Below are 25,602 nucleotides of genomic sequence, written 5' to 3'. Positions count from 1 at the left end.
GGGTAAAAGCAGTAAACAGTATAAACAGTTCAGACAAGCAAATCATGATCTTGATGACAATTTCCAGAAAATTCTTTCGGTTACATCAGTTAGTAATACGAGTTAGCCTAAAATATCACCTCAAACTCTCACTCAATCAATATACTTGAAGGCTAATTATATATTATAGATATAATTACTTTTGATAATTTTAATCATATAAAAATCGAGTTATTATTTTTTTGGTTTTCTATTTCGGGGTTCTGAATATTAATTATATAAATTAATAATTAAATACAATGAGCATTAAAAAATAGTAATAAAGGCGAAAATTGAAGGCTATAACATATTTAATGTAATGGCGTGTTTGCTGTTAAGCTGCCCTCTTTTATTATTGTCAGGCATAAAAAGGAATCTACTATGTCTTCCCAAACCGTTATGATTATTGATGAACATCCTATTTATCGCTATGGTTTACGGCACCTTATCGACTCAGATGCATATTTCACTGTCGCAGCTGAATGCTGTAATTGCTCTGAAGCACTTGATATTGCTGACAAACTACAACCTGACATAATACTAACTGATATCAATATTTATGGTACTAAAACATTCGAAACAATTCGCTTATTACGTAAACGCTGCCTTAAGTCGTATTTATTAGTTTTATCATTTTCAGCTTTAAAAACAGATATCTACAATGCTATTGATGCAGGCGCACAAGGCTATCTGCTTAAAAATAGTGAACTTGATATGCTGATGAATAGCATGCGAAAAGCAGCGGCTGGGCACCATGTATTTAGCGAAAAAGTCTATCAATATCTCGTTAATCGCCATAAAATTAATGACCCATTATCATCATTAACGCGCAGAGAATGCGAAATATTGCATGAAATGGCGGCTGGATTAAAAAATAGGGAAATTTCCCAATTACTTTTTATTTCAGAAGAAACAGTAAAAGTGCACATCCGTAATTTACTTAAAAAACTAAATGTACGCTCCCGATTAGAAGCAAGTCTAATATACATGAGAGCAAAATAATATATTTACTATAATTAATTTATTATGAAATAATTTAATTAACTATTAATTTAATCATTAGATTAACTTTTCTTTCCCACAGAAAGCTAGATCCTGAATAGATTTTCGCGCATTATGTAGAGCTAACAGTAAATCATCAAAGGAAAATTTTATGTCAAACAGCACTTCTTCCCCTTACATTATGTATGGTATTAAAAATTGTGACACGATCAAAAAGGCGCGTCGTTACTTGGAAGATAATGGCATTAATTATCAATTTCATGATTACCGTGTTGAGGGGATTGATGATGCCTTATTATCGATGTTCATCGCTCAGCTCGGTTGGGAAGTTTTAGTTAATAAAAGAGGCACAACTTGGCGTAAACTCAGTGATGCTGAAAAAAATGCCGTTGTTGATGCTGAAAGCGCCAAAAAAGTGTTATTGGCTGAACCTGCGATGATCAAGCGCCCAATTCTCGTTTCAGCAGACAACCGCTATCTTGTCGGTTTTTCCGCTGATGAATATCAACAATTTACTCAATAAGCCGGAGCGCAGTGATGGATTGTCCTGTTATACAACTCGCTCAAGAGCTCATCTCTCGCCCATCAATTAGCCCTGATGACCAAGGGTGTCAGGCATTATTAATTGAACGACTCGAAAAAGTAGGGTTCACCGTTGAAAAAATGTTATTTGATGATACGGCTAATTTCTGGGCTTATCGAGGTGCCGACGGCGAGACCTTAGCATTTGCAGGCCATACGGATGTCGTTCCCGCTGGGGATGAGACAAAATGGCAAACGCCCCCTTTCATACCAACCATTATCAACCAACACCTTTATGGTCGTGGTGCAGCGGATATGAAAGGCTCCGTTGCAGCTATGGTCGTCGCTGCCGAGCGTTTTGTACAAAAACATCCCGATCATCGTGGTCGGTTAGCCTTTTTAATCACGTCCGATGAAGAGGCAAAGGCGACAAATGGTACGGTTAAGGTCGTTGAAACGTTGATGCAACGTAATGAGCGGTTAGATTACTGTTTAGTGGGCGAGCCTTCTAGCCAAACTCAACTCGGTGATATCGTTAAAAATGGCCGCCGAGGCTCTATCACAGCGAATTTAACGATTTTAGGCACGCAAGGGCATGTCGCATACCCACACCTTGCCGATAACCCAGTACATCGAGCGACAAGTTTTTTACAAGAACTTGTATCAACACAGTGGGATCAAGGTAATGAATTTTTCCCCGCGACCAGTATGCAGATCGCCAATCTTCATGCGGGTACTGGTGCGACAAATGTTATTCCGGGTGAGTTTTTCGTTCAGTTTAATTTCCGATTTAGCACAGAATTAACCGACAAAATCATCCGTGAGCGTGTTGAAGAGATGCTAGCACGACACCAATTACGCTATGAAATTGAATGGAAGCTTTCGGGCCAGCCTTTCTTAACCCGTACAGGGAAATTAGTCGACGCCACCGTGCAAGCCATTCATGAATTCACGGGGCGCACTACAGAGCTCTCAACGAGTGGTGGGACATCTGATGGGCGTTTTATTGCTCAAATGGGGGCACAGGTCATTGAATTAGGGCCACTCAATGCCACTATTCATAAAGTTGACGAGTGTGTCAGTGTACATGACCTACAGCAACTGGCACGGATTTATGAACGCATAATGGAGCTACTGTTACTATGATGACCATCGCCATGCTCACCGGCCGTTCAACCGACCATCTCGTGACATTAGGCGGTAATCACCGCCTACAATTTAATGCGACAAAAGCATTTTTGTCCATGCAACAAGCGGCGGCGAAGGCTGGCTTCAAGCTCCAATCCGCCAGTGCATTCCGTGATTTTTCACGTCAGCAACTGATTTGGAATGAGAAGTTTACCGGAAAGCGCCCCGTTCTTGATAAACAAAGTAATCCGCTAGATATTAGCGTATTAAGCGAAGGCGAATTATGTGAAGCTATTTTGCATTGGTCCGCCCTGCCGGGCGCAAGCCGCCACCATTGGGGCACGGAAATTGACGTCTATGACCCATTGCGTCTCCCTGAAGGGCAATCACTGCAACTTGAGCCATGGGAATACGAACAAGGCGGCTATTTTGCTGAGCTGAATCAGTGGCTAAGTGACAATATGGCCACATATGACTTCTACCGCCCTTTCACCGCTAAAAATGCAGGTGTTGCCTATGAACCTTGGCATATTAGCTATTGGCCCTTATCCCATGACGCTGAGCAACTGTTAACCCCTCAAGTGGTTCAATCTGTTTTACAAGAAGAAGTTATCTTGGGTAAAGATTGGCTATTAGCGAATCTAGAATATGTCTTTAATCGCTACATTAAAATTCCAGAATAGCCTCAAAAAGCGCCAAATCCCTTGGCGCTTTTTCATTTAACACCATCATGCTTTATTATCATTCGGTACAGGTTTATCTATCACCGGTAATCGATACATAAAAATCACTAGCCAGCATAACAGGACAAATAGACCTAACTTTAACCACCAAAAGTTCACAACCCAAATTGAAATCGTAAACGTAACTAATATCACGGCTATCGCTTTAGGTTTAGCGCCTTTTGGCAAACCTTTATACGTTTGCCAATGTCGGATATAGCCACCAAACCATGAACGATAAAGTAACCAGTGATGAAAACGCGGCGATGAGCGAGAAAAGCACCATGCCGCCAATAAGAGAAAGGGGGTTGTTGGCAGTACCGGCAATACAACGCCTAAGCATGCTAATATTACCGCGAGCCAACCTATTAGGATCAACAATCCTTTTTTTATATTCAAAATGGCTCTCCCAACGGCTTCAAAAACATGATTAAATAAACCCAATGACTAGGGTATACCCTATCGAAATTCAAATAGTAATGTGATGCCAAATGTGTGCCTGTAAAAGTTTCAACTTTTCATCCACCTTTTTAATCACCTCTTATTAGCAAGCACAAAGGCGACATATGCATTGGTTAGCAGATTATTGGTGGGTGATCCTACTGATTTTAGTTGGCGTCATCTGGAATTCTATCAAAGAGATGATGCGAGTAGATCATAAAAAATTTCTTGATAATAAACCCGAGCTTCCCCCTCATAAAGATAACAATCATCTTTGGGATGATAACGATGATTGGCCTAAAGATAAGAAGGGCTAATTTTTTGCGCTATCGTTTTAACAAGCTCAGGGTGGTCACGTTGCACAACGTCTTTAACTTCTGCCCTTGCTTGTTGTAACCACGCTTTTTGCCCCGTTAATGATAGCTGTTGGCAAATCTCTTCCAAAGATAACTGTAGTTGAAAATAGAAACGCAGTAGCTTCAACCCACCTTCTTGATGCGCTAATAAACGTTGTATCGCCGCACTACTCGCTGCCAACGTACGATGGTAAAAGCCAAATCCAACCAGTTCAATCCAATCTTCGGGCGTTAAATGCTGTTTGTCACATGTCGGCAAGTGAAATAGCTCAAGGTCACGACGCCAAAAGAGATCCCTTGGCAAGTTGTGTTTGGCTTGCTCACACATGCGTTGTGCTTGTGATGACAGTGGTAAAATCGCCATCGCCGTGTAACATCCACTGCTTGCTTCAAGGTGTTCACCAACACGTACTAATTGATAACCCGCTTGTTGCCAAAAACGTAATAACTCCGGTGTCAGACCAAAACTCACTGATAAAAAATCTTTGCCTTGGTAAACGGCCTGCTGTTTTTGAGCGTCAAGCAGTTGTGAGCCAATTTTTTGTCGGCGATAAGCAGCCTCAACCGCGATCCTCGTTGCACGTAGTGATGACATCTGAGGCGCCTCAGGGAAGTAATAATGAGCAGCAAGGGATTGGGCCACTAAACTCCCCCTAGGGCGGCGGAGACCAGCCCAAATTTGCCAACTTAGTTGGCTATCTAACCCACCTTCTTCAACCATCCATAAGGCTCCAATCAATTGCGTCGCCGATTTGGCCAACATAAATTGCTGGCGACTTGCATCAAGTAACCGACGAAGATCGAGAGGGGATGTTCGATAATGTGCACTGGTGAGTAATCCATAAAAACTTTTCAGTTGTTTAGGATCATCAACTAATTGTTGCTGGCTGATAGGCTCAATTAGCTGTAATGGCGAGTGATCGTTTACACCTTCAGGCTCTTCTAGTAATAATGCCTGATTGAGCCAATGTTCAAGGGGATCATGCTTAGCCCAGCGGATAGGCTCGACTAAATCGAGAGCTGTAAAACCGCCCAATTGCGCACAAAACTTATTGATAAAGCCTCGCCCTGTTCCTTCATAGCCATCCACCGTTGTCGTTAATAAAACACGTGGAAAATAATTGACCAGTTGGCGCAGAATATAACTTGGAATCGCTGCCGCTTCATCAATAATCAACCAGTCAGCTTTTATGTCACCATTCTTCTTACAGTAACGTAATAATTCATCTGGCGCCCAAAAATTGAGCGGCTGACCGGCTGATTTTTCTAGTGTTCGTATCGCGACTTTAGCAGGCGCACAGCACCAGCACTCCCCTTGCCAGTTGCGGATCAACATTCCTGCAAGGGTCGATTTCCCTCGCCCACGGGGAGCGATGATCCCCCAAACACCGTCATTTGCGGATAACAACTGTTCCAGTACATATTGCTGAGCCGGTGTCGCCTCACCCGAAGGTGGTTGCCAATGCTCTTTTTCGGGTAAAAGAGAAAAATGCGCTGGCTTATCTTGTTGCCAAACCAGCACGTCAGATTGCGCCTGTATCAACTGCTGTAAATGATGCACAAAATTAGGCGTGGCGATCATGCCATTTTGCTCATTCCATCGAATACTATCGTTATCCAATGAATACGCCCACTCAGTTTGTGGTGGCGTACATAAAACCAGCAAGCTCCCAGCCTTTAATGCCCCAGCAAGCATAGCGAGAGCCTCGCTATGCAAACCTTCTCTTGCATCAAAGACCCCATGTAAAAACTCTCTGCCTAATAATAAATGTGCATTTTTAACGGGCAATGCCCCCGTTATTGTTGATGAAAGGGCCTGCCAATCACCCGCGATAATTGATTGAATTTCATTTAATCGTTTATCTATCCACAAGCTCTCACCAGAGAGCACCAACAAGCGCCGATGACCACAATCATTAAGTTGAGCACAGATTTTAGGAAGTGAATAATTCATATACCCGCTAAGATTTACCGATCAATAATGACAAGATCCCTGCTGCGATAAGAGGACCAACAGGAACACCACGGAAGAGTGCTACGCCGATAACCGTACCAACAAGTAGGCCTGCTACTGTTGAAGGTTGATGTGACATTAACGTGACACCACGGCTTCCCAACCAAGAAACTAACACCCCGATCACAATAGCAAGCAGTGATTTCCAATTTAAAAAGGAACCTAATACATCTTGTGCTGAAATTTTACCACTAGCAATAGGAGCCATCACACCAATAGTTAATATTAATATCCCAATCGTTAACCCATATTTCTCTACCCAAGGAAAGAAATTATTTAAAGGTGTGATCCGCACCACCAGCAAAAATAACATAGCTAATGTCACCGTCATATTATGACTGATGATCCCAAGACCCGCTAAAACCAGTAAAATTATCAAGGTAGGATCGACTTGACTCATATTGTATTCCCTGTAAAACGTGCTGCTTTTGCTTATAAAATTAGCGAAAGATAAAAAGTACGGCTTATGTTATTGGCTCACCGAATAAGAAGCAAACGTCACGGCATATTATTGCCCGATATATTGTTGAAATAAGATATTTACAGGCTCTCCTCCGATAGCGATCATTTTATTTTTGAAAGATGCGGGTAAATCACCATTCGACTCGGAAGGTAATGTCATTAATTCAGTAATGAACGGGTCTAATCCTGATGGATTATTGGCGACCTTCTGTAAAATAGTATCTAATTTTCGCCAAAATGTAGCGCCTTGAGAATAGAACTCAGCATAAACAGAGCGATCCCCTGCTTTAAATCGCTTATCTAGTTCAATAAAAGTATGTGTCACTGGAGCATTTAATGGCATCATTGCAGATTCAATTGACGAAACAATTTGTGGCTGGCTTTCCATCTGTTTTAATGCTTTCAAAGCATAATATTGGGCAAGGCCTTCCTCAACCCAAGCTGGCTGCGTTGATTTATTTTCCCTTACCATATCAATAAGTTGATGAAATTGCTCATGGGCGATAACAAGTTGGGTTTTTGCATTATTGAGGTTAATGTTTTTATCATCCTTTTTATCAGAGTATAAATAGTTAGCCACGAAACTGCGACCACCCGCCGCCCCACCAATAAAGCCATTTTTTTCATTACTGCCGAGCCAAATCACCAACAATGTATTATCACGCTTGTCTTGAGGTGAAATTGATAACGCTTTGGTTAAATACTTTAAGGCTTGTTGGTGATAACCATTTAGCTGATATTGATCGGTTAACGTGACGTTGTCACTAAAATAGCGAACTTTCATATTCGTTAAGTCCACTTGTTGCAATCGAATATCCCCCACTAAATAAAATTCAGGCGCCTTATAATAGGCAGGAACCGACCACGCACTTGTATTTTCAGCTTTCGCGCCATAGATAGCGATCCCATCGGCAGCACGAATAATCCCCTCTTCATCATTGACTAAGCGCAATAATGACGTAGGCTCAGAAAGCAATATCTGTTTTTTGTTTTGATATTCACTGGTAATGAAAATAGTCGCTTGCTTCGAGGCGTCAACATGCCCTTTTGCAACTTTATTAGGGAGGACATGCCACGAAACTCGTTCACAACCTATAGGCACAATCCATTCATTTTCGGTATTTTTCTTTAACAACGTACCTTGGCACTGAGGATGGTTAATTTGCGGTTTTAACCCCCACGCTTCCCCTCTCACGATCAATTTTTGTTCCTGCTCGGATTTAGGTAAATCCATGGAGAGCGTTAACATCCCCTCCGTTGATAGATCATCAATGGTATAATGGGTTTTCGCTGACGCATTTATCAACCCGAAAAATAAAAGCGTGGTTATCAATATGGTACGCGTCAAATGGAACACTTTAACCTCATATTTGGGCAGGTCATACATTAATATAGAGCGACTTCCCACTCTTCAAAAGGAGGGTCAACGTTAAAAGAAGCATCACAGTAACTTCGAATATAATCCGTTGCTCTTTTCTGCGCATGAGTAAAATTCAATACTTCCCCTGCCTCATCAATTTCCAGTGTATTGATAAATATTGCGTACGCTTGTTCAATAGCACTCGGCTCCTCGCCATACAGTGACAAATAATCAATCCCCTCGAGCATGTAATGTGAACCACTTGCCATAAAATAGCTGAAAGTTCTAATCGCCCCACTAACGCTATGGCTGAGCTTCATCTGAGCCTCCTTAAAATGTATTTTGCGCTGAAAAGGTGTTGCAGCTATTGATATCTCCCGTCTCAAACCCTTTTTTAAACCAAAAATAGCGCTGTTGTGAGGTGCCATGCGTAAAACTATCTGGGATCACGCGACCTTGGCTCTGCTGCTGTAATCTGTCGTCACCAATTGCCTGAGCCGCATTCAACGCGGATTGTAAGTCGCCATCGTCTAAGATGCCCTCTTTATCCATATTGTGCCCCCAAACACCCGCAAAACAATCGGCCTGTAATTCAAGTTTCACCGACAGTTTATTGGCTTCTTTTGTACTTACACCTTGCTGTAATTTTCTTACTTGCTGCTCAATGCCTAATAAGTGCTGCACATGATGGCCGATTTCATGAGCCACGACGTACCCTTGCGCAAATTCACCACCAGCCCCTAATTTGGTTTTCATGTCATTATAAAATGACAGGTCGATATAAACTTTATTATCAGCTGGACAATAAAACGGCCCCATAAATGCTTTACCTTGCCCACACGCTGTCGAAGTACCATTGCGATAAATGACTAATTTAGGCTGCTGGTATTGTTTGCCTAGCTTTTTAAATTCCGTTTGCCAAACATCTTCTGTGGAAGCAAGCATCACTGACGTAAAGTCGGCTAACTGTGCCTCTTGTGGGCTAATGGTACGATTTTGGGCTTGTTGCGAAGAGTGATTACCGATAGGCTCTCCGGTAATTAACCCCGTGAGATCAACGCCATAATAGCCAGCTACGACAATAACAATCAGAATAACAACGCCACTTTTTCCTCGTAATGGAATTCGTATCCCCCGACCATTGCCTTGAAAACCCCCTGATGAATTTTCTGATCTTCTATCTTCAATATTGTCGCTACGACGACGGTCTTGCCAACGCATAATCACCTCTATAATCAGCAAATAAACGGTTTAGTCACAGTTTAAACTCAAAATCGTTACAATTGACTTAATTATTTTTATTCATACCACGTCATCGCCTGCTTAGCACTCTGAACTAACACAGATGTTCAACATTTTAACCTTATTAATTAAGTGGATATATTGTTTTTTAACTGATTGTTTTTCACTTAACGCAAATTAATCGCAATTCCAATTAAATAAGCGATAGAAAACACTTCGTTACTGATATCTCCTTGATTGTTACTTATAATAATATGAGGTCAATATAAAATTATTATCACTGACGATATCACTGTATTTCGCCGAGTTGACAAATCACCTTATATTCAAGTCGTCATATAATTAGGATCACTCATATGAATGTAGCTTTCCCTCCCACCTCCAATGCGCGCTATTTTGCCCTGCGATTACGGCCCGGCGAGGATGTTATTCCAACACTGCGTCATTTTATTCAGCAGAACCACTTAAAAGCCGCTTTCATTGCTGGCTGTGTTGGTAGCTTAACTCGCGTTAATTTGCGTTTTGCAGGAAAAGAGACAACCGATCAATTTGTTGGTCGATACGAAATTGTTTCACTTATCGGCACATTAGATAGCGAAGGCGAACATTTGCATTTAGCCATTTCAGATGAAAATGGTCATGTGCAAGGGGGGCATATGATGCTTGACTGTACCGTTAGAACAACGTTAGAGCTTGTTATTGGGGAATTAGAGCATATCACTTTCACTCGTCAATATTGCGAATTATCTGGATATGACGAATTAGCAGTTTCTGAACGCACGCCCCACAACTCCCATTCTTCTGTTCATCGCTAAGGAGCGGTGTATTCATGCCAAAATCATCTACTCTTTCGAGCCGTACTTTAGCGTTAATTGTTTTTTCAATCGCTATTAACATGTTAGTTGGGCAAATAAGCTCAAGCATTAAGTTGCCAATTTTTCTTGATTCAATTGGCACAATCATTTGTGCTTTATTAGCCGGCCCTTGGATCGCTGCATTAACCGGATTATTAACCAATCTATTATGGGGGTTACTCAGTGGCCCAATTGCCGCCGCTTTTGCCCCTGTTGCGATGATGATAGGCCTCAGTGCAGGGTTACTCGCTCATGCTGGATTTTTTCGGACGTTACCTAGAGTTATCTTTTCCGGCATCGTCATTACATTAGCATTGATGTTAGTTGCTGTGCCTATCCGTACTTATTTATTTGCAGGTACAACAGGTAGCGGAGCCGATTTTTTCGTCGCTTACTTCCATGCTGTGGGAGAAAACCTACTTGAATCTGTTGCCATTACCGTACTAGGAGCCAACATTGCAGATAAAATAGTGTCGGCACTCATTGCGTGGTTATTAGTGCGTCGCTTACCGCTGCGTGCACAACAAAACTTTCCAAATATGGCGCGAGTAAGATAAATATGCATCCTTTTACCTCGCTGACATTATGGTTCTGGCTCAGCTTTACTGTTGTTCTATTACCATTTGACTGGCCGTTAATTGTCGTCAGCCTGGTGACTTTTGCTATGCTACTCGCATGGCGCCAAGCACGTTACCGCTATCGCTATGTTATTGGCTTGATGCTACCAATGGCATTAGGGCTATGGCTGATCCATAGTGGTTGGCTAACCTACTGGCTGACAGGCGAGTTTTCTGTTGCGACACAGCAGCAAAAAGCCTTGGCTTTATGGTTTCGGCTTTTAGCCATTATCAGTAGTGCACAACTGTGGCTACAGTATGTGTCGACTGAAAAATTGATTAGAGCGCTATTTGCTAGCCGTTTACCAACCAGCTTTTCATATTTATTAGCTGGGCCACTCTTGTTTGTTGAACAACTACGACAACAAATCAGCAGTATCAAAGAGGCACAGTTGGCACGAGGCGTCCCCCTTGATGGCAATCTGTTACAACGATTTATGTCATTACCGGCATTGATACTGCCACTCGCGACCCAAGCGCTCAGTGAACTGGCTATCCGTGGAGCTGCCTTGGATATGCGTGGTTTTCGTGCCGTGAGTCAGCGAACAACGTTGGGCGCCCCAAAAGACAACCTCTTTCAAGCCATTTGTCGTTATGCCATTTTAGTCATTATCATCATTGAAGGAGGGATCGACTGGTGGTGGTAAATTTACAACGACTATGTTTTACCCACAAAGGTGCGGGATCAACCACCTTAGGCCCTATTGATATACAATTAGCAGCAGGACAGTGGCTTGCCATCTTAGGGGGCAACGGTAGCGGTAAAAGTACACTCGCTCAACTGCTCTGTGGTTGGTTACCTGAATTGATTACAGGTGAACTTAGTGGTGTCGCTGAGGTTTTATCACAACCCATATCACAAGGCCACTTAGCAATACTCAGTGCGCAACGCCAACTGATCCAACAATCACCACAATTACAATTATCCGGTTGCACATTCAATGTGGAACAAGAAATTGCCTTTGGCCCTGAAAACCTTGGGTTACCTGAAGCACAAATCAGGCAGCGGGTTAACGAAGCCATTGCGCTTACGGACTGCGAAGCTTTACGCCATCGACACCCCGCGACCTTATCAGGTGGAGAAGCCCAACGCGTTGTCATCGCAAGCGCACTCGCCATGCAGCCTAAGTTATTATTATTGGATGAGGCATTTAGTCGCCTCACACCAAAAGCCGCCCATACCCTGCTACTTGCGTTGAAACACTATTCTCAACGTACCAATTGCAGTGTGATCCTGTTTGAGCGCCAACTACTTCCTGCGATGAGTTTTTGTGAGCAACTGATGTTATTAGATGCGGGTAACGTTATCGCCACAGGTACTGATAGAAAAAAACTTTTTTCGGCGGCACAAACCACCATTAATATGCCCGATGCTTGGCGTGCACTTGGTTATTTAATCAATCAAAATGCTTGGCCTACTGACATTCCCAATGATAACAACGCATTACTTAAGGCATTTAAGGAGTATTATGCTACTTTTTGAACATATTGATTATCGTTGGCCTAAAAGTACCCAAGAGACCATTTCACAGCTTTGTTTGCGTCTCGAAGCGGGCGAATGGGTTGCATTAGTTGGTGACAATGGTGCTGGAAAATCGACACTCCTGCGGCTTGCTGCGGGTCTATTGCGCCCAACACAAGGTGAGATCCACTTTAATCACCAAAAACTTGCCTCACTGAACGCTATACAACGTGCCAGTCAAATTGGTGTTTTATTCCAAGAGGTCGAAAAACAAGTTTTCCATAGTCGAGTAAAAGATGAAGTCGCATTCGGCCTTAAACGACAAACGCTATCTCAATCAGAGATAGAAAAACGGACGTTGGAAGCCCTTGAATGTTGCCATTTGCAAGATGTTGCCAATAGTCACCCTCTTGATTTAGATGCAGGTCAACGGCGTATGGTGGCTGTCGCCAGCCTGAGTGCGATTTCCCCCAAAGTGCTGCTATTAGATGAACCTACTCGTGACTTTGATGCACGTTGGCTCGCTTGCTTTGAGCGTTGGTTGGCATTACAGCGTACAATGGGCACGACGCTACTCGCCATTAGCCATGATCTTGATTTTGTTGCTCGCCATTTCAAGCGGGTTATTCATCTATCAGCAGGTAAAATCATTGCTGATGGTCCGCCTGAAACCGTACTTAACCACCCTGATTTACAACCGGAATCCGTGCTTCCAACACCAACACTGTATTCATTGAGTCACGCATTGGATATCGCATTAGAAAGCGACCCTAAACGCTGGGCTGATAAATTTATCCGTATTAGCCGCGAGCCAATCTGACTTTTCAGCTTGAACGTTATCAGTTTTTATATGGTTGTCGACCCTTGATATCAACACTAAGGTTTGATTTATTGCGGTGATAACGTCTTAGCTTATATCTAGATATCGATATCAGACAGGTAAAAAATGCCATGTTAATGGTAAACTATCCCGAGTCAAGGTTGGGCAAGTGTGTGTCATGCTGCTCTGTTTTATTATTTGTAGCATGATAGGCCCGATGTATATAAATAACCCGCAAGAGAACTTTGGCTGTATGGACGAATTAAAACCAGAAAACTAATTATCTTCCTAAGTAAAAGCTGTAAACATCCATTATGCAGCTTCCCCGCTAAAACAGCTCAGTAAAACCGATAACCTAAACGCCAAGATGTTAGTTAAAGCGTCAATACAGTTGTATAATGAAAAGTGGTCACAATTATCTGTGTTATATGTATGCAACTAAAATATGAATTCCTTAAATATCACTTTGTATTCTATGATCTGATCTTCGAACAGATGACTAAGGTTTAATCATGCGGGCAATCCAAGCGCTATTTTGTATCTTCTCCCTACTATTTTCGGTGATAGGATACTCTGCTGACAATAAGTTAACCTTAGTTATTGCAGGTATGACTTCGCAACAAGTGGTTTCTATTATGGGGGAACCTTCTGATTCAGCAACGATAGAAAATGCCACCCTATTGCTCTATACCAAGCGCCCCACCATGCTTAAAATGCAAAATACTGTTCAACACTTTATTTTCCTTGATAACAAATTGGTAGAGTATGGTGAAAAGCATATTGAACCCACACATTCAGCCTATAACCTGATACCTGCCACTGAGCAACTACAGTTATGGTTAGCAGAGCAAGGCAAAGATCTTAATCCATCTGCGGCGGCCCATGACCTTACGACCAACAAAAAATAGCACCAATAATAGCGGCTTAGCTTTCTGACATCCCCCTCGTTTAAGGGCATTTCGTCCAAAAAATCGAATGTCGAGTGTATTCGCAAAGTTGCGCATCGTATTTTCTAAGCTAAAAGTGTTGATAAGACAGTCATCATTCTCCTTATCGCCCATGAATAACAGATGAGCAGCTAAAGGCACCAAACCAACTCATCGCTGACGTAATCAACTCGCCCTTTACACCATCATTTAAAAAAAAAGAAATTCTTTGAAAACGGAAAATGAGCAACATGCGTGTCCATTGTAATGCCATGTTTCTCACCTACGACACGATAGTTGATAGGTGGTCGTTCTTCGGGTTGTGTCGGTGTACAACAGCATCACAGCATCGATTTTGCGAGTGAGATGATTTTCGACCTAACGCCATGGTTTCGAACTGACATCATTGAGGGGAAGGTTTTTTAGGTTGCCGCTTAGTGCATTATTCATACTGATTAGTTCAAAGCCCTCACTAAACAGCGAGGGCTTTGTCAGCACTCTAAGCGACTTTTTAAAACCGATTAGATAACAAATTAATCTAATTTTACGCCGATACGACGCGCAACTTCCTCGTAAGCTTCAATTAAGCCACCGAGGCTTTGACGAAAACGGTCTTTATCCATTTTATTGAGGGTCTCTTTATCCCACAGGCGACTACCATCTGGAGAGAACTCATCACCAAGTACGACCTTGCCTTTGAACAGGCCAAACTCCAATTTAAAATCAACGAGGATCAGCCCTGCATCCGCAAAAATTTTTGATAACACTTCATTGGCTTTATAACTTAAGCGCTTCATTTCCGCCAAGTTTTCTTTGTTCACCCACCCAAAAGTTTCACAATACGACTCATTCACCATCGGGTCATGTTTTGCATCATCTTTTAAGAACAAATCAAACAATGGTGGATTTAATTCCATCCCTTCTTCGACGCCAAGACGTTTAACCAAAGAGCCTGCTGCACGATTACGAATAACGCACTCTACGGGCACCATATCCAGTTTTTTTACCAATGCTTCTGTGTCAGAGAGCAACGCTTCCATCTGTGTTGGAATACCCGCCTCTTCTAATTTGCTCATAATAAAATGGTTAAACTTATTGTTTACCATCCCTTTACGCTCGAACTGCTCGATACGCTCGCCATCGAGTGCTGATGTATCATTACGGAATTCCAGAATTAAAAGGTCAGGATCCTCAGTGGTATAGACCGTTTTCGCCTTACCACGATACAACTCAGCTTTCTTTTGCATCTTACACACTCCAGAGATGGGATTATTCAATTAGGGTATCAACCTGCAAAATTGTGTCTGCAGATCCAGATAAGTAACAATAAAATGGTTGAAATTTACCCTTTTACCGTTACTTTTCTGCTCTGTTTCAATAAGTTATTGAATAAAAGAACCTGACAAGCTAACTAACTGATATTCAATATTTTATCTACTGTACCTAATTATAATAATAAAATCCACGCACAGACGCAAACGATTACTTAAGCTTAAACACTGGTTTTTTGTCCATTTCGCTGACCATAAAAATGAAGCTATTAATCGATTGGCATAAAGAAAGGTTGTAGGTATGACTTAAATGCAAAAAAGCCGCAACCTCAAATAGAGGCTGCGGCTCCATAACAAAGTAATAATTACTTGTCGCCGACTTTACTGAAAGCCGCTTTCAGTGCAGACACCATCTCATCATTTTGTTTCTGAGTCAGTGGTGTACCCTTAGTATTAATAAACTGCAAGCTACTGCGGTTATTCAAATCACCGACTTGAATTTTATAATCCGCTTCTGGAATTGATGGGTCATCAATCCCTAAATTTTGCCATTCTGAACTGCTCAGGCCTTTATAAGTTACCATCACAGAGCCATTTGAACGACTGCGATCACCCACTTTCATACCGATGCTTTCCAGTTTACGTGGTAAACGCTCCCAAACAGCATCAAATGGTGCACGTACGATGACAACAGGCAAGCCCGTGGCATCACTGCCAGATTGAACATCAATAATGCCATATGCACTTTGGATACTATTTTTATTGGATGTATCACGTAAAGCATACAGACTATCGGTTAACTCATTTAGCAATAATTTGTTATAACGCTGAATTTCAGCCTGATCCGTCACCGCTTCTGTACCTTGACGTAGGCCTAAATTCGTTACCGTCAGCGCGATCATGCCCCCTTGAGGTTGCACAGTGACTTTATGACGGCTTTCTAATGGAACGTCTTCATCCGCACGTTCCCATTTTACCCAATCCGTTTCAATCGAGCGCGACCCATCGTCTTTTGTCGTGACTGGAATATTACGCTGTTCCAAAATCATAGTGACTTGTGACCATAGCGCACTATTCTCAGGTGTATTTTCAAGCAACAAGCGGCTTGCTTCCGCGCTATCTTCAGTACGTGAACCCGCTAATTGCGAAATAGACAGTACAGGAGGGCGAATATCGAGTGCTTTACCTACTGGGCCAGATGAGGCAACTTTAGGGACGTCATATTCGCCATTTTGCAATGGTAATGTCATTCCCTGAGGTATATTCAACACTTTCAATGGCGCGGCATCGAGATAATCTTCGTTACCGCTGACCTGACGTTTATAGCGCTGATCGCTGGAACAGGCTGCCAGTAACACAACGAGTGACAGGCCAGCAACCTTCATAACCTTCGATTTTTGCAATAATGTTGCCATTAAAATTCCCTAAATTTTACAGTAGCCCAGCGAATCTCAGGGCCTGCTCCACTTTTTGTTGGCCTGACTCTGTTAACGGTGTCATTGGTAACCGTAATGTAGCGTCAGCAATCAAGCCAAGACGGTGGCAGCCCCATTTCGCTGGAATTGGATTAGGCTCAACAAATAACTGATGATGCAGACCCATCAGACGTTTGTTTAATTCACGAGCCTCAGTATATTTGCCCGCAAGCGCTAAGTCACACATTTTTACCATTTGTGCGGCTGCAACGTTAGCTGTAACAGAAATAACGCCCTGACCACCCAACTGCATGAAGTCGAGTGCCGTTGCATCATCACCGGTGAGCAACACAAAATTATCATCAACCAGTTCTTTGATTTGGTGAACCCTTGCTAAGTTCCCTGTCGCCTCTTTAATTGAAACAATATTCGCCAATTTAGCCAAGCGACCTACCGTTTCAGGCAATAAGTCACAACCTGTACGTGATGGTACATTATAGAGAATTTGTGGCAAGCTCGTGTTTTCTGATATTGCTTTAAAATGCTGATACAACCCTTCTTGTGAAGGCCTATTATAATAAGGTGTGACTGTCAGACAAGCAACAACACCTGAATTTTCAAACTCTTTTGTCAGAGAGATAGCTTCTGCAGTGGCATTTGCGCCAGCTCCTGCAATGATGGGGATGCGTCCGTCTGCCAGTTCTAGAGTTGTATGCACCACTTCAACATGTTCTTTATGAGTTAAGGTGGCAGACTCACCCGTTGTCCCAACAGACACAATCGCAGAAGTGCCGCTCTCAACGTGGTAATCAACTAATCTTTTCAAACTTTGTTTATCCAAACGACCATTTGAATCCATTGGTGTAATTACCGCAACAATACTGCCAGTTAAAAATTGTTTATAGTTTGTGTTTGAGTGAGACATAGCTATACCCCCTAAATAGTTTAGTCTCCATGGTACTTTTTCATTTCAAAGAAGAAAACCACCCAACCACAGGTTTTTAATGAATTTTGTTAATACCGCTAGGATTAACTTAAATAGAAGTAATAATTCTCGATCATGACTCGCAAGAGTGAATCTGCCCTCTTGGCAGATTCTTATTTTTGTGGTTTCCTTACCATCATCACCAAGCAGATTTTGTGCTTGAAAACATTGAGCAAAAAAGCGAATCTGCAAATTAAAAAATAAGGAACAGACTTTGCCTAAGACTGAACAGCAATTTCTTGTAATTACTGCGCTGGGTACCGATCGTCCGGGCATTGTGAATACCATCACTCGATTGGTGAGTGAATGTGATTGCAACATCGAAGACAGCCGTTTAGCGATGTTTGGTAAAGAATTTACCTTTATTATGATGCTTTCGGGTAGTTGGAATGCGATTGCACAAATTGAGGCTATTTTGCCACTAAAAGGGGCTGAATTAGAGTTACTCATTGTGATGAAACGGACGCAGAGCGTACAGACGACAGATTACCCATCAACGGTAACCGTCAATGTCGTCGTCGATGATGCACCACGCATCGTAGAACAATTTACGAATTTATTTACAACCCAGCAATGTAATATCGCGGAGCTTGTGTCAAAAACACAGCCTGCAAGTAATGGTATGCCGGCGCAACTTGAAATACAAATCACGGCACATCATCCATTGGATGATAATGGCATAATTATAAAGAATAAATTTCAACAACTATGTACAATGCTCAACGCTAAAGGCAACATAAGCATTGTAAATAATCCCAAAATGCAGAGTTAACGGAGATATATGTAATGAACCCATTGAAAGCCGGTGATAAGGCGCCTCAATTCAGCCTTCCTGACCAAGATGGTGAAATCATCAATCTTTCAGATTATCAGGGTCAACGCGTATTAGTTTACTTCTACCCTAAAGCTATGACCCCAGGGTGTACCGTTCAGGCATGCGGCCTGCGCGACGAAATGGAGACACTAAGAGAAAAGGGTGTTGAAGTTTTAGGCATTAGCACAGATAAACCCGAAAAATTGTCTCGTTTCGCTGAAAAAGAGCTATTGAACTTCGCACTATTATCAGATGAAGATCATCAAGTATGTGAACAATTTGGTGTATGGGGTGAAAAACAATTCATGGGTAAAACTTATGACGGCATTCACCGCATTAGTTTTCTCATTGATGCAAATGGAACTATTGAACATGTATTCGATAATTTCAAAACAAGCAATCACCATGAAATTGTTCTCGAGTACATAAATACTCACGCTTAACATTTAATTTGATAGGGTTGTTTAGCTTTATGCAACCCTTCTCATCCCCCTTCCCTTTATATCTTTCATTACTGACTAACCTAAAAGCTAAAAGATTTTTAGTCATCTGATTGACTGAATCATTTGAGTTAAATGGCATACTGATGGTAATGAAAGGGAAGATAGAAAAGATAGCCAAATACAGGTTCAACTTAGACTTGTTGAAGCTGTTGTTGGTATAAACGGTAGTTTTCCTCATCGAAGCAAACAAAAATAACTTTCTTTGGCAAGCTATTGGCGGCGAGATAGTTAGCCACAGTTTCACAGGCAATCTGTGCCGCTAATGGCTTAGGAAAGCGATAAATGCCTGTACTGATATTGGGAAAAGCGATGGTTTCGATTTGATATTTGCTCGCCAACCTCAAACTAGATAAATACGCATTGGCTAAGATTTGCGCCTCTTCATGGGTTCCATCTTGCCAAACAGGCCCTACCGTATGGATAACATACTTAGCAGGTAACTTACCTGCGGTGGTGATCACCGCGTTTCCAGGCTTACAACTTCCCTGTTTTGCTCTAATTTGCCGGCATTCATCAAGGATTGCACTACCACCCGCGCGATGAATCGCGCCATCAACGCCACTACCACCGAGTAAAGCACGATTCGCGGTATTAACAATCGCATCGACGGCAGTTTTCGTGATATCACCTTGCTGTAGTTCAATTTGAGTTTGCATTTCCCTCTCCATCATTCCAATTTTTGCTGACTCTCGGACGTATCCTCTGGCCACACATTGATAACAGCCTTAATCAGCGTTGCCAATGGAATAGCAAAGAAAACGCCCCAAAAACCCCATAAGCCACCAAAAATCACGACCGATAAAATAATCACTAACGGATGAAGGTTAACCGCTTCAGAAAAGAGTAATGGAACAAATAAATTACTATCTAACCCTTGAATAACAAGATAAACAATAATTAATGACCAAAAATCACTGCCGATTCCCCACTGGAATAGCGCCACCAATACTACCGGGATCGTCACAGCCACCGCACCAATATAGGGGATCAAGACTGAAACCCCAACCAGCACTGACAACAATACTGAATAGCGCAAATCAAAGTAAGCAAATCCAGCGTAGGTACAGACCCCGACAATCACCATTTCGGTCACTTTGCCGCGTAAATAGTTGGTGATTTGCTGATTCATCTCGACCCAAACTTTCCCCACCAACAAGCGGTTTCTTGGCAATACCTTTTGAACGCTACTGATAATTTTTTGTTTATCTTTTAATAAGAAAAACATCATTAAAGGCACGAGTACGGTATAAATTGCCAAGGTAAATACGCCAATGAGCGAGGCCACCGACATTTTAACCACCGATTCCGCCACTCCAGATAAACGGCTGCGGAGATTATCTGCCATCATATCGATAATACCCGCATCAACCAACGCTGGGTAACGCTCTGGTAATGTTTGCGCGAACTCGTTAAAACGCGTTACCATTTTAGGTAAGTCACCAACGAGATTGATCCCTTGTTGCCACGCCGTTGGTGCAATAATTAAAATAACCATGGCACTAATTCCAGCAAACAAGGTCAAAATAATACTGACTGCAACAACACGCGAGCAACCGATACGCTCAAGTAAGTGTGTTGGCCATTCAAGGAGATAAGCCAATACTATCGCGACCAATAAAGGGGCTAAGATATTGCTGAAGAAAAAGATGATACAGAAGCCGACAATGAGCAACGTAAACAGTGCAACAGCCTGTGGATCAGCAAAACGTCGCCGATACCATTGTAATAACATTTCCAGCATTTATTAGCTCCTTGGAAATTAATGCTTTAAAGACAGTTCCTAAATTATCGAAAATTATACCAATTAACAGACATTTCGGTAGCTTTTGCTATCATGGATTGATCTCAAAATTAATCGTTGTACGGGATGCAATTGTTTCATGAATAAAAAACTGAAAAATCCACTTCTAGTTTTATTGATAGCCGCGTGCGTCAACGGCGCTGTGCTCCCTGCTTACAGTGCCGTTGAGGACACACTTCCTGATATCGGTACGACAGCGGGTGGTACACTGAGCATCAATCAAGAAATTATTATGGGTGATGCTATCACTCGCCAGATCCGTGCCAGTACACCATTGATTTACGACCCACTGCTTAATCAATACATCAATAAGCTGGGGATGCGGTTAGTGAAAAGTGCCGACTCCGTGAGAACGCCCTTTAAATTCTATTTGGTGAATAACCCCAATATTAACGCCTATGCCTATTTTGGGGGTAATGTGGTGCTGCACTCCGCACTATTTCGCTATAGCCAAAATGAGAGCCAATTAGCTTCTGTCATGGCACACGAAATTTCTCACGTAACGCAGCGTCACTTAGCACGCATGATGGAAGACCAAAAAAGCACCACTCCCCTTGCGATTGCCGGTACGATTGGGTCGTTATTATTAGTTATGGCAAACCCACAAGCAGGGTTCGCCGCTTTAACGGGAACCATGGCAGGCGTCCAACAAGGAATGATCAGTTTTACTCAAGCCAACGAGCAAGAAGCAGACCGTATTGGCTTACAGACCTTAAGGCGAGCAGGTTTTGATCCTCACTCTATGGCCGACTTTATGCAAGTGATGTCAGATCAAACCCGCTATATGTCAAAACCCCCTGAAATATTGCTGACTCACCCACTACCAGATAGCCGTTTGGCGGATGCGCGTAACCGCTCTAATCAGTATCCAAAGGTTACCATACCTTCATCAGAAGACTTTATGCTAGCCCGTGTTCGTATTTTATCCATGTATACGTCAGGACAACAGCATGCATTAGATCAAATTCTGGATAATTATAGTCGAGGCACTCCTCAAGAAAGGATAGCGGCTGACTATGGTCGTGCTTTGAAGTTATCGCAAGATAAGAAATATGCCGAAGCGACCAAGATCATGAGCAACCTACTGGAAAAACAACCCGATAATCCTTGGTTTATCGATGTTATGACAGATTTGGATATTGAGCAAAATCGTGCAGCCCAAGCGGTGACTCGTTTACAAAATGCATTAAAAAAATCACCAAGCAACCCCGTATTACAAATCAACCTTGCCAACGCTTTAATTAACAATAAGCAGTATCAAACTGCTATTTCATTACTGAACAAATATACCTTCAATTATCCCGAAGATCCTAATGGTTGGGATCTGTTAGCTGAAGCCTCGGCGAAATCAGGTAAGCGTAATGAAGAGCTAGCCGCTTATGCAGAAGGTATGGCGCTTCGAGGTAACTATGATAACGCGATTAATTATCTCAGCGAAGCGAGTCGAAAAAGTCGTCTGGGAAGTTATGAGCAACAACGCTATGATGCTCGCATAGATGAGCTAAGAAAATTACAATTAAGAGACAGTAAAGCTAAACCGTAAGGAATGATGACCATGACGGATACAATTACCATTTATCATAACCCTCGTTGCTCTAAAAGCCGTGAAACGCTTGCATTATTAGAATCTAAAGGGGTCACACCAACAATCGTTGAGTATTTAAAAAATCCCCCTAGCGTTGCTGAAATCAAACAGTTATTAAAGGCATTAGGCTTCTCTGATGCACGGCAATTAATGCGTAGCAAAGAGGATATCTACAAAGAATTGGGTCTTGGAAACGACGCTTTAACGCAAGAGCAATTAATTCAAGCCATGCATGACAACCCAAAATTAATTGAGCGCCCTATTGTTGTCAAAGGGAAAACGGCAAAATTAGGTCGCCCGCCAGAGCAGGTTCTTGATGTTCTCTAATGGCTCAAAAAAAGGCAGTGGATCACTGCCTTTATAATTGGAGGATATCTTTAACAAACGGGATAGTCAGTTTGCGTTGTGCAACGATCGAGGCATGATCCAGTTTGTTCAAAATATCAAACAATGTTCCCATTTTTCTATCTAACCGTTTTAATACAAAACGGCATACATCTTCGGGTAATTCAAACCCTCGCATTCTTGCCCGCAATTGTAGCGCACAAATTTTATCTTCATCGCTAAGTGGATGGAGTTTATAAATCTGCCCCCAATCCAACCGAGAGGCTAAATCAGGCAGTGAGAGATCGATTTGTCTTGGTGGTCTATCACCGGTGATCAGCAAACAAGTTCGACCAATTTCTAAAATGCGATTATACAAATTGAAAACGGCCATTTCCCATTCAGGATCGCCTGCGATACATTGAATATTATCAATACAAACCAGTGAAAGGTGTTCCATCCCATCAAGGACTTCAGGTACAAAATAGGCACGCTTATCAAGCGGAACATAGCCCACGGCCATATCTTGTTCTGATAATTCAGCGCATGCGGCATGCAGTAGGTGACTCTTACCGCCCCCTTCACGAGACCAATAATAAATATAACTACCATGCGATTGGTTAATGGCGAGTTTAATAGCAGATAGCAACGCCTCATTTTCGCCTGCATAAAAGCTGGCAAACGTTTCGTCATCGGGTAGATACAGTGGTAGTGAAAGTTGCGATGGTGTGTTCAGAAGCACCTCTGACTGTGCAAAACAATTAACACTTGCAAGTTTACCATAAATTTCAAGCATAAATGAACAAGAAGAAACTTAATTGCCGATGCTTTCATCACATCGGCAATGAGACAACTGTTTTATTTCGTGGAATGTTTCGTATCAACTTCTTCGATATCTGAGGTTACAAACTGCTTTTCAGGACGAACAAAAGTGATAAAACGGAATAATAGTGCCATGACAATACCCACTATGGTTGCCAATGCCATGCCTTTCAATTCGGCTTGACCAATATGAATAACCGCACCACTAACACCAATAATCAAGATCACAGAGGTCAAGATCAAGTTTTGGGGTTTATTGTAGTCAACTTTAGAGTCGATTAGCACACGAATACCTGAAGCCCCGATCACCCCATAAAGCAGCAAAGACACCCCTCCCATTACAGGTACTGGCACTAACTGAATCGCCGCCGCTAATTTCCCCACACAAGAAAGTAAAATTGCGATGATTGCTGCCCCACCAATGACCCAAGAGCTATACACCTTAGTGATCGCCATTACACCAATATTTTCACCGTAGGTGGTATTAGGTGTTGAACCAAAGAACCCTGACAACACCGTAGAGAAACCGTTTGCAAACATTGAACGATGTAAGCCAGGGTTTTTCAATAAGTCACGCTCAACAATATTTGCAGTTACCACCAAGTGGCCTACATGTTCAGCAATAACGACTAATGCGGCAGGTAGAATAGTCAAAATAGCGAACCATTCAAAACGTGGCGTATAAAACGTTGGAATTGCAAACCATGGTGCTTCAATAACAGGCGTAAAGTCCACAATGCCCATAAAGTAGGATAAGGCGTAGCCAACTAAGAAACCAATCAAAATAGGAATGATGGATAAGAACCCGCGGAACACGACAGCACACAAAATAGTCACTGACAGTGTTGTGATAGAAATAATTAACGTATTAGGATCTACCGCGACCCCTTCTTTTGGCAGTAACCCTGCCATACCGGCGGCCGTTTGAGCCAATTCGAGGCCAATAACCGCGACAATCGCTCCCATCGCAGCAGGAGGAAACATGACGTTAATCCAACCTCGACCCGCCACCTTAACAATCAAGGCCACAATGCAAAACAGTATTCCGCAAATAATAAAGCCACCCAATGCAAGTTCATAACCGAGTGGTAGCAAAATCATGACTGGTGAAATAAAAGCAAAACTCGACCCTAAATAGGCAGGAATTTTCCCTTTACAAATAAATAAATAAAGTAAGGTGCCAATCCCATTGAACAGCAAAATAGTTGCTGGGTTAACACCAAACAAGATCGGTACAATTACAGTCGCGCCAAACATGGCAAACAGATGTTGAAAACTAAGCGGTATGGTTTGTAATAATGGTGGCCTTTCTTCAACACTAATTGCACGACGTGTCATTTCTTTTCATCCCCTTAATGTATTTTTATAATCAAAAAAAAGCCGACTTCTAAAGTCGGCTAATTATTATTTAGTACCAAATATCTTATCGCCAGCATCACCTAGCCCAGGAACAATATACCCGTGTTCATTTAAATATTGATCAATAGACGCGGTATATAGCTCAACATCTGGATGGGCAGCTTCTAATGCTGCAATTCCTTCAGGAGCAGCAACAAGTACGAGTACTTTAATAGATTTACAACCTGCGCCTTTTAATAGATCGATAGTTGCAATCATTGAACCACCCGTTGCTAACATTGGGTCAACAACCAACGCCATACGCTCATCAATGTTTGAAACTAATTTCTGGAAGTAAGAGACAGGTTTAAAGGTTTCTTCATCACGATAAACACCCACCACACTGATACGTGCGCTTGGAATGCTTTCTAAAACCCCGTTCATCATACCAATACCGGCACGAAGGATAGGTACGACAGTGATTTTTTTCCCTTTTATTTGCTCTATTTCTACAGGACCACACCAACCTTCAATGGTGACTTTCTCAGTTTCTAGGTCAGCGGTTGCTTCATAAGTCAGTAGGCTACCAACCTCTGAGGCCAGTTCACGAAAGCGTTTAGTGCTTATATCATGATCTCGCATCAGGCCGAGTTTATGTTTAACGAGAGGGTGTTTTACCTCAACGATCTTCATGGGATTCTCCTACTATTTTAGTCGCCAGCGCACAAAAAAATCGCGGGATTATAACTCTTTTTACAGAAGATGCCACTAGGCAGCGTTTGATTGATGTCAAAACAA

30 protein-coding genes are annotated in these 25,602 nt (G+C 42.2%); 15 read left to right on the top strand and 15 right to left on the bottom strand.

From position 1 onward, the window contains the following. Positions 1-399: 399 nt before the first annotated feature. From M1E93_RS09195 to M1E93_RS09180, 4 genes are all read left to right on the top strand, one after another. Positions 400-1,020, top strand: a complete 621-nt coding sequence (locus tag M1E93_RS09195) for a LuxR C-terminal-related transcriptional regulator (RefSeq protein WP_014656110.1) — start codon at positions 400-402, stop codon at positions 1,018-1,020. A gap of 151 nt (positions 1,021-1,171) precedes the next feature. Further along, positions 1,172-1,543, top strand: coding sequence for an ArsC family reductase (locus M1E93_RS09190; RefSeq protein ID WP_104873525.1), 372 nt, complete (start codon positions 1,172-1,174; stop codon positions 1,541-1,543). Between the two features lie 14 nt (positions 1,544-1,557). Further along, positions 1,558-2,688 (top strand): succinyl-diaminopimelate desuccinylase, encoded by a 1,131-nt coding sequence (dapE, locus tag M1E93_RS09185; RefSeq protein WP_104873526.1) that lies wholly within the window; start codon positions 1,558-1,560, stop codon positions 2,686-2,688. Next, a complete protein-coding gene (locus M1E93_RS09180; RefSeq protein WP_004920553.1) occupies positions 2,685-3,353 on the top strand; it encodes a M15 family metallopeptidase in 669 nt (222 codons plus the stop codon). The genes dapE and M1E93_RS09180 overlap by 4 nt, the downstream gene beginning before the upstream one ends. A 45-nt stretch (positions 3,354-3,398) precedes the next feature. On the opposite strand, the gene M1E93_RS09175 is transcribed toward M1E93_RS09180, so the two are convergent. After that, positions 3,399-3,785: a DUF454 family protein gene (locus M1E93_RS09175; RefSeq protein WP_169342229.1), complete on the bottom strand. Its 387-nt coding sequence runs from the start codon at positions 3,783-3,785 to the stop codon at positions 3,399-3,401. Positions 3,786-3,958: 173 nt separating this feature from the next. On the opposite strand from M1E93_RS09175, the gene M1E93_RS09170 reads away from it, so the two are divergent. Continuing rightward, entirely contained in the window at positions 3,959-4,150 is a 192-nt protein-coding gene (locus M1E93_RS09170) for a YpfN family protein (protein ID WP_004920559.1), read from the top strand. On the opposite strand, the gene M1E93_RS09165 is transcribed toward M1E93_RS09170, so the two are convergent. From M1E93_RS09165 to ypfJ, 5 genes are all read right to left on the bottom strand, one after another. Continuing rightward, positions 4,131-6,143 (bottom strand): tRNA(Met) cytidine acetyltransferase TmcA, encoded by a 2,013-nt coding sequence (locus M1E93_RS09165; RefSeq protein WP_104873527.1) that lies wholly within the window; start codon positions 6,141-6,143, stop codon positions 4,131-4,133. The two genes, M1E93_RS09170 and M1E93_RS09165, sit on opposite strands and share 20 nt — an antisense overlap. A 7-nt stretch (positions 6,144-6,150) precedes the next feature. Then, entirely contained in the window at positions 6,151-6,603 is a 453-nt protein-coding gene (locus M1E93_RS09160; RefSeq protein ID WP_004920564.1) for a DUF441 domain-containing protein, read from the bottom strand. Positions 6,604-6,711: 108 nt separating this feature from the next. Then, complete coding sequence (locus tag M1E93_RS09155; protein WP_225829660.1) at positions 6,712-8,022, bottom strand: hypothetical protein; 1,311 nt, start codon at positions 8,020-8,022, stop codon at positions 6,712-6,714. A 29-nt stretch (positions 8,023-8,051) separates the two neighbouring features. Continuing rightward, entirely contained in the window at positions 8,052-8,345 is a 294-nt protein-coding gene (locus tag M1E93_RS09150) for a DUF7677 family protein (protein ID WP_004920570.1), read from the bottom strand. 10 nt (positions 8,346-8,355) lie between these two features. After that, positions 8,356-9,246, bottom strand: a complete 891-nt coding sequence (gene ypfJ / locus M1E93_RS09145; protein WP_072502307.1) for a KPN_02809 family neutral zinc metallopeptidase — start codon at positions 9,244-9,246, stop codon at positions 8,356-8,358. Positions 9,247-9,623: 377 nt separating this feature from the next. Here ypfJ and M1E93_RS09140 point away from each other — a divergent pair, with 377 nt between their 5' ends. The 6 genes from M1E93_RS09140 to M1E93_RS09115 all read left to right on the top strand — a co-directional run bounded on the left by M1E93_RS09140 (position 9,624) and on the right by M1E93_RS09115 (position 13,928). After that, positions 9,624-10,082, top strand: coding sequence for a PPC domain-containing DNA-binding protein (locus tag M1E93_RS09140; protein WP_004920578.1), 459 nt, complete (start codon positions 9,624-9,626; stop codon positions 10,080-10,082). Positions 10,083-10,096: 14 nt separating this feature from the next. Next, a complete protein-coding gene (locus tag M1E93_RS09135) occupies positions 10,097-10,678 on the top strand; it encodes a membrane protein (RefSeq protein WP_014656118.1) in 582 nt (193 codons plus the stop codon). A gap of 2 nt (positions 10,679-10,680) precedes the next feature. Continuing rightward, a complete protein-coding gene (locus M1E93_RS09130; RefSeq protein WP_036940535.1) occupies positions 10,681-11,385 on the top strand; it encodes an energy-coupling factor transporter transmembrane component T in 705 nt (234 codons plus the stop codon). After that, entirely contained in the window at positions 11,376-12,221 is an 846-nt protein-coding gene (locus M1E93_RS09125) for an energy-coupling factor ABC transporter ATP-binding protein (RefSeq protein WP_036940537.1), read from the top strand. The genes M1E93_RS09130 and M1E93_RS09125 overlap by 10 nt, the downstream gene beginning before the upstream one ends. Continuing rightward, on the top strand, positions 12,208-13,020 hold the full coding sequence (locus M1E93_RS09120; protein ID WP_104873529.1) for an energy-coupling factor ABC transporter ATP-binding protein: 813 nt from the start codon (positions 12,208-12,210) through the stop codon (positions 13,018-13,020). Before M1E93_RS09125 ends, M1E93_RS09120 begins: the two co-directional genes overlap by 14 nt. A 512-nt stretch (positions 13,021-13,532) precedes the next feature. Further along, the gene (locus M1E93_RS09115) at positions 13,533-13,928 is read left to right on the top strand and encodes a hypothetical protein (RefSeq protein ID WP_004920590.1); all 396 of its coding nucleotides are present in this window, start codon (positions 13,533-13,535) and stop codon (positions 13,926-13,928) included. A gap of 142 nt (positions 13,929-14,070) precedes the next feature. Here M1E93_RS09115 and M1E93_RS09110 read toward each other — a convergent pair whose 3' ends face one another. The 4 genes from M1E93_RS09110 to dapA form a co-directional block, all read right to left on the bottom strand. Continuing rightward, positions 14,071-14,220 carry a hypothetical protein gene (locus tag M1E93_RS09110; RefSeq protein WP_004920597.1) on the bottom strand — a complete coding sequence of 50 codons (150 nt, stop codon included), beginning with the start codon at positions 14,218-14,220 and terminating at the stop codon, positions 14,071-14,073. Between the two features lie 259 nt (positions 14,221-14,479). Continuing rightward, positions 14,480-15,193: a phosphoribosylaminoimidazolesuccinocarboxamide synthase gene (purC, locus tag M1E93_RS09105; protein ID WP_004920604.1), complete on the bottom strand. Its 714-nt coding sequence runs from the start codon at positions 15,191-15,193 to the stop codon at positions 14,480-14,482. Positions 15,194-15,582: 389 nt separating this feature from the next. Next, positions 15,583-16,632 carry an outer membrane protein assembly factor BamC gene (gene bamC / locus M1E93_RS09100; RefSeq protein WP_004920611.1) on the bottom strand — a complete coding sequence of 350 codons (1,050 nt, stop codon included), beginning with the start codon at positions 16,630-16,632 and terminating at the stop codon, positions 15,583-15,585. Positions 16,633-16,648: 16 nt separating this feature from the next. After that, positions 16,649-17,557 (bottom strand): 4-hydroxy-tetrahydrodipicolinate synthase, encoded by a 909-nt coding sequence (dapA, locus tag M1E93_RS09095; protein ID WP_004920614.1) that lies wholly within the window; start codon positions 17,555-17,557, stop codon positions 16,649-16,651. Positions 17,558-17,831: 274 nt separating this feature from the next. Here dapA and M1E93_RS09090 point away from each other — a divergent pair, with 274 nt between their 5' ends. Beyond that, positions 17,832-18,389, top strand: coding sequence for a glycine cleavage system transcriptional repressor (locus M1E93_RS09090; protein WP_004920620.1), 558 nt, complete (start codon positions 17,832-17,834; stop codon positions 18,387-18,389). A gap of 14 nt (positions 18,390-18,403) precedes the next feature. Next, the gene (bcp, locus tag M1E93_RS09085; protein ID WP_004920623.1) at positions 18,404-18,874 is read left to right on the top strand and encodes a thioredoxin-dependent thiol peroxidase; all 471 of its coding nucleotides are present in this window, start codon (positions 18,404-18,406) and stop codon (positions 18,872-18,874) included. A gap of 191 nt (positions 18,875-19,065) precedes the next feature. Here the strand turns inward: bcp and M1E93_RS09080 are convergent, their stop codons facing one another. Both M1E93_RS09080 and M1E93_RS09075 read right to left on the bottom strand, forming a co-directional pair. Further along, positions 19,066-19,590, bottom strand: a complete 525-nt coding sequence (locus M1E93_RS09080) for an O-acetyl-ADP-ribose deacetylase (protein WP_014656122.1) — start codon at positions 19,588-19,590, stop codon at positions 19,066-19,068. Positions 19,591-19,601: 11 nt separating this feature from the next. Then, complete coding sequence (locus M1E93_RS09075) at positions 19,602-20,675, bottom strand: AI-2E family transporter (RefSeq protein ID WP_004920629.1); 1,074 nt, start codon at positions 20,673-20,675, stop codon at positions 19,602-19,604. 139 nt (positions 20,676-20,814) lie between these two features. Here M1E93_RS09075 and M1E93_RS09070 point away from each other — a divergent pair, with 139 nt between their 5' ends. Beyond that, complete coding sequence (locus tag M1E93_RS09070) at positions 20,815-22,278, top strand: beta-barrel assembly-enhancing protease (protein WP_004920633.1); 1,464 nt, start codon at positions 20,815-20,817, stop codon at positions 22,276-22,278. 12 nt (positions 22,279-22,290) lie between these two features. Next, a complete protein-coding gene (gene arsC, locus M1E93_RS09065) occupies positions 22,291-22,647 on the top strand; it encodes an arsenate reductase (glutaredoxin) (protein ID WP_040133229.1) in 357 nt (118 codons plus the stop codon). 31 nt (positions 22,648-22,678) lie between these two features. On the opposite strand, the gene hda is transcribed toward arsC, so the two are convergent. The 3 genes from hda to upp form a co-directional block, all read right to left on the bottom strand. Beyond that, positions 22,679-23,440, bottom strand: coding sequence for a DnaA inactivator Hda (hda, locus tag M1E93_RS09060; protein ID WP_004920642.1), 762 nt, complete (start codon positions 23,438-23,440; stop codon positions 22,679-22,681). A gap of 62 nt (positions 23,441-23,502) precedes the next feature. Next, entirely contained in the window at positions 23,503-24,804 is a 1,302-nt protein-coding gene (gene uraA, locus M1E93_RS09055) for a uracil permease (RefSeq protein ID WP_004920645.1), read from the bottom strand. 66 nt (positions 24,805-24,870) lie between these two features. Continuing rightward, a complete protein-coding gene (gene upp, locus M1E93_RS09050; protein WP_004920648.1) occupies positions 24,871-25,497 on the bottom strand; it encodes a uracil phosphoribosyltransferase in 627 nt (208 codons plus the stop codon). Positions 25,498-25,602 lie beyond the last annotated feature (105 nt).

It is taken from the genome of Providencia sp. PROV272, assembly GCF_049901975.1.
GTDB lineage: Bacteria > Pseudomonadota > Gammaproteobacteria > Enterobacterales > Enterobacteriaceae > Providencia > Providencia stuartii.
This window is presented reverse-complemented; position numbering and strand designations above follow the sequence as displayed.